Source organism: uncultured Aquincola sp., assembly GCF_964001545.1.
Taxonomy (GTDB): Bacteria; Pseudomonadota; Gammaproteobacteria; order Burkholderiales; family Burkholderiaceae_C; genus Aquincola.
In genome coordinates, this window is record NZ_CAXFDV010000345.1 from 1 (window position 1) to 1,781 (window position 1,781).

2 protein-coding genes are annotated in these 1,781 nt (G+C 74.3%); one reads left to right on the forward strand and one right to left on the reverse strand.

The features are described 5' to 3' along the window. Nucleotides 1-76: 76 nt before the first annotated feature. Entirely contained in the window at nt 77-634 is a 558-nt protein-coding gene (locus ABNT58_RS12005; RefSeq protein WP_348753707.1) for a chorismate lyase, read from the forward strand. On the opposite strand, the gene ABNT58_RS12010 is transcribed toward ABNT58_RS12005, so the two are convergent. Further along, nucleotides 612-1,781 (reverse strand): DUF4384 domain-containing protein (locus ABNT58_RS12010; protein WP_348753708.1); only part of this gene is annotated, 1,170 nt, incomplete at its 5' end. The two genes, ABNT58_RS12005 and ABNT58_RS12010, sit on opposite strands and share 23 nt — an antisense overlap.

Sequence of the window (1,781 nt, forward strand, 5' to 3'; positions counted from 1 at the left end):
CCAAGCAGAAGTCGGTGATGCAGCGCTGGCCCGCCAGCACGCCCAAGGGCGCCGAGTTCGTGATGCCCACGGCCAAGTGACCCGTACCGCCCGGCAGCAGGCCAGCCGCTGGCAGCAGGCCCCCGGCTCGCTGACGCAGCGCCTGTTCGCCTGGGGCGGCGAGGTGCGGGTGCAGTGCCTGCGCCAGCAGGTGGCGCCCCTGCTGCCCGGCGAGGCCGCCGATCTGGGCGTACCGCCCGGCACGCGATGCCTGGTGCGCGAGGTGGTGCTGCATGTGGGCGATGCGCCGGTGGTGTGGGCCCGCAGCGTGGCGCCGCATGCGGCCTTGAACGGGCCTTGGAAGGCGCTGGTGGGCCTGGGCACCCGCCCGCTGGCGGCGTTGCTGTTCGACGACCCTGCCGTCACCCGGACGCCGCTGCGGCCGCAGTGGCATGCGCGTGGCAGCCGTTGGCATCACCGTGCCGATGAAGCGTGGCGCATGGTGGCCGGCGAGCCGTGGCCGGCGGCCGTGGTGGCCGCGCGCAGCTCGGTCTTCTGGCGGCGCGGCATGCTGCTGCGGGTGTTCGAAGCCTTCTCGCCGGCGATGCTGGCCACGCCAACGGCCACGCCGCCTACTTCACCACGTCCACGTTGAAGCGCACGGCGCCGTAGGCGGTGCAGGCCTCGCCCTCGCAGTTGCCGGGGCGGCCGGCGAAGGTGGAGCCCGGGCCGCTGTGCGCGGCGGCCAGCGCCTCGGCCTCGGCCCCGGTGGGCAGGAACAGGAAGGTGTCGCGCTTGCCCTTGAGGTGGTCGAAGCTGCGTGGCACGGCGGACACCAGGATCAGGAAGTCTTCGCGGCCGGCCGGCTCCGACGTCTCGATGGCCGCATCGGCCGGCGGCAGCACCAGCGGCTTGCCGGCGCTGATGCGGTTGCCCCGCGCCATGGTGTTGGGGTGCAGCAGCAGCAGCGAACCGTCCGGCCCCTTGACCAGCGTGTACACATAGCCGTCGCGCGACGAGGTGACGGTGTAGCGCAGCCGGTCGCGGCCGATGCGCAACTGCGGCTTGGCCGATGAGGCTTCCACCGTGAAGCCGGGCGTGGCCGCCTGCACGATGCGGTCGAACTCGCGATCGATGCTGAAGGGGGCGTTGGCCACGGGCGCCGGGGCAGGGGCTTCGGCGGGTGCGGGCGGCGCCGTGGGGGCGGGCCCTGTGGCGGTGGCCGATGTGCCCTGCGCGACCGGGTCCGTCGCCGCAGCGGGTGCGGGCGCCGTGGCCACCGGACCCGACGCAGGCGCGGTCGTCGGCTGGCCCGGGGTCAGCGCAAAGAACGCGCCCACGCCGCCCAGCAGCAGCGCACCGGCACCCAGGCCCAGGTAGAGGCCCGACTTGCTGCGGGGGGCCACAGCACCCGCCGCAGCCGGCGCTGGCGCACGCGGCGCCGGTGCGGGGCTGGCGGCAGGCGAAGCATCGGCATGCAGCACCGTCTGCACCTCGGGCACGCTGCCCGGGCCCAGGCCCATGTCGGCGCGGAATTCGGCGATCGATGGCGTGCGGTCTTCCGGCCGCACCTTCAGCCCCCGGTCCACCGCGGCCAGGAAGGCAGGGCTGTACAGCCCGCGGGCCGATTCGGCCAGCGGCTGGTAGCTGTCGCCCATCATCCGGCCCACCGACACCGGCGGCGTGCGGCCCTGGATGGCGAAGTACACCACCGCGGCCAGCGCATAGACGTCGGTCCACGGGCCCTGCTTCATGCTGGGCACCTCGGCGTACTGCTCCAGCGGCGCATAGCCGGGCTTGAG